At 69.7% G+C, this 3,791-nt stretch carries 5 protein-coding genes; 2 read left to right on the forward strand and 3 right to left on the reverse strand.

The features are described from left to right. Window positions 1-342 precede the first annotated feature (342 nt). Both dksA and NHG85_RS19265 read left to right on the forward strand, forming a co-directional pair. Complete coding sequence (gene dksA / locus NHG85_RS19260) at window positions 343-765, forward strand: RNA polymerase-binding protein DksA (protein ID WP_253335359.1); 423 nt, start codon at window positions 343-345, stop codon at window positions 763-765. 27 nt (window positions 766-792) lie between these two features. After that, window positions 793-1,959: an FAD-dependent monooxygenase gene (locus NHG85_RS19265; RefSeq protein ID WP_253335360.1), complete on the forward strand. Its 1,167-nt coding sequence runs from the start codon at window positions 793-795 to the stop codon at window positions 1,957-1,959. A gap of 42 nt (window positions 1,960-2,001) precedes the next feature. On the opposite strand, the gene NHG85_RS19270 is transcribed toward NHG85_RS19265, so the two are convergent. The 3 genes from NHG85_RS19270 to NHG85_RS19280 all read right to left on the reverse strand — a co-directional run. Beyond that, window positions 2,002-2,334: a hypothetical protein gene (locus NHG85_RS19270; RefSeq protein ID WP_253335361.1), complete on the reverse strand. Its 333-nt coding sequence runs from the start codon at window positions 2,332-2,334 to the stop codon at window positions 2,002-2,004. 427 nt (window positions 2,335-2,761) lie between these two features. Further along, entirely contained in the window at window positions 2,762-3,544 is a 783-nt protein-coding gene (gene xth, locus NHG85_RS19275; RefSeq protein WP_253335362.1) for an exodeoxyribonuclease III, read from the reverse strand. 62 nt (window positions 3,545-3,606) lie between these two features. After that, window positions 3,607-3,791: BA14K family protein (locus NHG85_RS19280; protein WP_253335363.1), on the reverse strand; the 185-nt coding region annotated here is incomplete at its 5' end.

The following is a 3,791-nucleotide window of genomic DNA, read 5'->3' on the forward strand; positions in this document are numbered from 1 at the left end:
CACCTAGCGCGCGGGCCGCGCGCTTGTCCAGCCGGGCGGCTTGCGGCGCGCCGCCGCAGCAGGCAACGCATCGTCACGTTCAATTCCCACGCGAAACATGCTAGGCTGACCGGACTACCACCGCGTGTGCGGATCACGGGTGGAACGCGCGAGTTCGCTTCGGGGGCCGCGCGACGAAACGCCTGATTTTCAAAGCTGTCGGCGCCAGTTGCCGCAGCGACACGGCAGCGCAGAAACAGGGTGACAGGAGGTGACGCAGGGAGTAGGAGAGCGGCATACAAGGGTACGCCGGTTGCGGGGTGGATATGGGGACCCGGCGCTGGCCCTTCAACGGGAGCACACATGAAAGCCGAGTCATTTCTTAACGACGACTACCGGCCCGCCGAGAACGAGCCGTTCATGAATGATCGGCAGCTCGAATATTTCCGCCGCAAGCTGCTGGCCTGGAAGAACGAGCTGCTGTCCGACAGCCGCGACACCATCGAGGGCATGAAGGACGCCACGCGCAACATTCCCGACGTGGCGGACCGCGCCAGCGAAGAGACCGACCGCGCGCTGGAACTGCGCACGCGCGATCGCCAGCGCAAGCTCGTCTCCAAGATCGACGCCGCGCTGCGCCGGATCGACGAGGGCGAATACGGCTATTGCGAGATCACCGGGGAGCCGATCTCGCTGCGCCGTCTCGACGCGCGGCCGATCGCCACGATGAGCCTCGAGGCGCAGGAGCGCCACGAGCGCCGCGAGCGCGTCCACCGCGACGACTGATCGCGCATGCCGCCGACCTCGCCCCGCATGGCGATCGCCATCGCCGGCGCGGGGATCGGCGGGCTGACCGCCGCGCTCTGTCTGGCGCGCGGCGGGCATGAGGTCACGCTCTACGAGCGCGCGCCTGCGCTGCGCGAGATCGGCGCGGGGCTTCAGATCACGCCCAATGGCGCCGCCGTGCTGGAGGTACTGGGCCTCGGTCCCGCGCTCGACGCGGCGGCCATTCGCGCCCGCGCCGTCTGCCCCACCGACGGGCATTCGGGCCGCGCCATCGCCCGCTTCGCGCTCGACGGCGAAGCGCATCCCTACAGGTTCATGCATCGCGCCGCCCTCGTCGCCCTTCTGGCCGAGGCGGCGCAGGCGCAGGGCGTGCGCCTCGTCACCGGGCGGCGGGTGACCGGCGCCGATCCCGCCGCGGGGCGGCTCGATTTCGCGGATCACGAAAGCATCACCGCCGATCTCATCGTCGCGGCGGACGGGCTGCGCTCGGCGCTGCGCCCGCTTGTCGCCGATGAGGGGCCGCGCTTCACCGGGCAGGTCGCATGGCGGGCGATGCTCCATGGCGTGGTCGCAGAGCCCGAAGCGCGGATCTGGATGCTGCCCAAGCGGCATGTCGTGACCTATCCGCTGCCGGGCGGGCGGCTCAACCTCGTGGCGGTGCGCGAGCAGCCCGATTGGGCGCCCGAGGGCTGGGATCACGCCGATGATCCGGCGCGGCTGCGCGCGGTGTTCGAGGATGCGGCGTCCGAGCTGCGCGGCCTGCTCGACCGGGTGGAGGAGGTGCGGCTCTGGGGCCTGTTTCGTCATCCCGTGCCCGGGCGCTGGCACGACGGGCGGCTGGTGCTCCTGGGCGATGCCGCCCATCCGACGCTGCCCTTCCTCGCGCAGGGCGCCAATCTGGCGATCGAGGATGGCTGGGTTCTGGCGCAGGCGCTGTCGCAAGAGCTCGGCACGGCGCTGGGGCGCTATACCGCGGCGCGCGCGCCGCGGGTGCGCCGCGCCATCGCGGCGGCGCAGGCCAATGCGCGCAATTATCACCTCTCCGGCCCGGCCCGGCGCATCGCCCATGCCGGGCTCGGCGCGATCGGGCGGCTCGCGCCCGCGCGCTTCACCGCGCGCATGGCCTGGCTGCACGCGCATGATGTGACGCGCGAAATGCCCGCCACCATGGCTGGCGACGGGCAGGATTGCTGAAGCAGAAGGTGCGGCGCCCAAGGGGACGCCGCGCGTCCAGGATCAGTTGCGCACGCGCAGTTCGCGAGTCGCGGTGACATCGCCATCGGCGTCGTAGAGCACGGCGAGCACGTTGTCGCGGAACGGCTTGTGGGTCAGCTGCACGCGCACGTCGCTTTCAAAGCCGGGGCGCACGTCGGTGCTGCCGAGCGAAACGGCGTTGCTCAGGCTGCTGCCGTCGAGGATCTCGACGCGGCCACCGTCTTGCGAACGCACGCTGTCGATCTCGACGAAGCTCGCGTTCTCGACGCTGTACTGGGCGCCGAAGCTGTCGGTGGCGGCCACGGCGGGAACGGCGGTGGCGGCGACGAGGGCGGCGAGGATGAGGTTCTTCATGGTCTTTCCTTTCGGTGTCCCCCGGGGAGGTGGGGGCTCTAAGTTTGATGTCGGCGGCCGGTGTGGCCGTCTTGTGCAATCGACTTAGGCCCCCCGTCGGTGCATCGCCATGCGGCGCTTGTCGCCACATGTCGCAGCCTTTCTCCTCGTCACATCTTGCGACAAACTCGGCCCGAAACGGGCCGGATGATCGCTTGGTGACGGGGCCGGGCCGCGCCTCTCATGGGCTGCCTCGGGGGGTCGTCGTTTCGATGATTGGCAGATAGGCCCGCCCCCTCGGGAACGGAATAGCGCGTTATGTGCGCTATTGGCGGTCGCGCTGTGCGCCAAGGGCCTGTTGTCGTAGGAGGATTTCGGGGCGGTCATGCAAAGGGGGGCGCGCGGCCCCCCCCCCCCCCCCCCCCTTGGTCGAGATGATGACCTGTGCTCAGGCGTCGAGTTCGATCCAGACCGGCACGTGATCCGAGGGCTTCTCGCGGCCGCGGACTTCGCGGTCGATCCAGGCGTCACGCATCAGATCGGCGGCCTGCGGCGACAGCAGCAGGTGATCGATGCGGATGCCGTTGTCGCGCTCCCACGAATTGGCCTGGTAGTCCCAGAAGGAATAATGCCCCGGGCCCCGCACCCGCGCGCGGAAGGCCTCGGTGAAGCCGAGAGTCTCGATCCGGCGGAAGGCGGCGCGGGTCTCGGGGCGAAACAGCGCATCGTCGATCCATGCTTCGGGGCGGGCGGCGTCCTCGGCTTGCGGGATGACGTTCCAGTCGCCGGCGAGCAGGGCGGGCTCCTCGAGCGCCAGAAGCGCCTCTGCCCGCGCGCGCAGCCGCCCCATCCAGGCGAGCTTGTAGTCGTATTTCGGCCCCGGCGCCGGGTTGCCGTTGGGCAGGTAGAGGCAGCCCATGCGCACGGGCCGCGTCTCGCCGATCACCGTGGCCTCGATGTAGCGCGCCTGCTCGTCCGTCTCGTCGCCGGGCAGGCCGCGGCTGACGTCCTCGAGCGGCAGGCGCGACAGGAAGGCCACGCCGTTGAAGCCCTTTTGCCCGTGGGTTTCGACGGTATAGCCCATGTCCTCGAAATGCTGGCGCGGAAAGGCCTCGTCGACCGACTTGATCTCCTGCAGCATCGCCACGTCGGGCTGTTTTTCCTGCAGCCAGTCCGACAGCGCGCCGATCCGCGCCTTGACGCCGTTGATGTTGAACGTGGCGAGTTTCATGCGCGCATCCTTCAGCTCGGTCCCCCCGGCTTGTAGCAGCCGAGGGCGGGCGGGCAAGCCGCCTAGCGGGTGCAGAGCTTGCGCGGGCCGGAATAGGGCTGAAAGGTGCAGTCCGAGGCGCGGAAGGAGCGGTAGGCGCGCGAGCAGGCGCGCACGTCGCAGGCGGGCTCGGCCTGTGCCGAGGCCGGATCGAAAGCCGGTCGCTGACCATGTCCAAGTTCGATTTCCAGGGCAAGCCGCATCTGTT

Source organism: Limimaricola litoreus (assembly GCF_024159025.1).
Taxonomy (GTDB): Bacteria; Pseudomonadota; Alphaproteobacteria; order Rhodobacterales; family Rhodobacteraceae; genus Limimaricola; species Limimaricola litoreus.

Excerpts from the sequence above, each read along its gene's own strand:
- NHG85_RS19270 (WP_253335361.1), bottom strand. The coding sequence starts at position 2,334 with ATGAAGAACCTCATCCTCGCCGCCCTCGTCGCCGCCACCGCCGTTCCC.
- NHG85_RS19265 (WP_253335360.1), top strand. The coding sequence starts at position 793 with ATGGCGATCGCCATCGCCGGCGCGGGGATCGGCGGGCTGACCGCCGCG.
- xth (WP_253335362.1), bottom strand. The coding sequence starts at position 3,544 with ATGAAACTCGCCACGTTCAACATCAACGGCGTCAAGGCGCGGATCGGC.
- dksA (WP_253335359.1), top strand. The coding sequence starts at position 343 with ATGAAAGCCGAGTCATTTCTTAACGACGACTACCGGCCCGCCGAGAAC.